This is a genomic window from Microbacterium sp. HSID17254 (assembly GCF_003989315.1).
Lineage (GTDB): Bacteria > Actinomycetota > Actinomycetes > Actinomycetales > Microbacteriaceae > Microbacterium.
In genome coordinates this window covers 1-876 of the sequence record NZ_RBLT01000153.1, presented here as the reverse complement: position 1 = coordinate 876, position 876 = coordinate 1, and the positions used below count along the sequence as shown (strand labels likewise).

The window sequence follows — 876 nt, the reverse complement described above, 5'->3', positions numbered from 1 at the left end:
GCGGCCGCACGCGGAGGGCCGAACCGGCAGCCCGGCTAGCGGCCGTGGCGCGGGGCGGCTCGCGTGCTGGTCCGGGTCGGGCTCGAGGCCGTGCGCCCAGGACCACTCCCCGTCCGGGACCCGCGACTGGTTCGGGTACCACGACCCGGGCGACTTCAGCGTCGAGTACAACGGGCAGACCGGCGGCTGGTTCTACACGCTGCACGTGCTGGCCACCGCCCGGTTCGAGCGGCCCGCGTTCCGCAACTGCGTCGCGCACGGCATCGTCCTGGGCGACGACGGCGCGAAGATGTCCAAGTCGCGCAGCAACTACCCCGACGTCAACGAGGTCTTCGACCGCGACGGCAGCGACGCCATGCGGTGGTTCCTCATGGCGAGTCCGATCCTGCGTGGCGGGAACCTCGTCGTCACCGAGCAGGGCATCCGCGAGGGCGTCCGCCAGGCGATCCTGCCGTTGTGGAACACCTGGTACTTCCTGTCGCTCTACGCCGGAGGCGAGCGCGGCACGTTCCGCACCGACTCACCCCACGTGCTCGACCGGTACGTGCTGGCCAAGACCGCCGACCTCGTCGACGGCGTCACCGCGGCGATGGACGCCTACGACGTCGCCGGGGCCTGCGACCGGATCCGCCACCACGCCGAGACCCTCACCAACTGGTACGTCCGCCGGTCCCGGGAACGGTTCTGGTCCTCCGACTCCACCGAGGACGGCCGCACCGCGCGACGCGACGCCGTCGACACCCTGCACACCGTGCTGGAGGTGACCTGCCGGGTCGCGGCGACGCTGCTGCCGCTGACCACCGAGGCGATCTGGCGTGGGCTGACGGGGGAGCGGTCGGTGCACCTCACCGACTGGCCCGCCGGGTCCGACCCGTC

Annotated in this window: 1 protein-coding gene; it reads left to right on the top strand. The window is 72.4% G+C overall.

From position 1 onward, the window contains the following. Positions 1-876 (top strand): class I tRNA ligase family protein (locus D8M34_RS18270; RefSeq protein ID WP_148113105.1); only part of this gene is annotated, 876 nt, incomplete at both ends.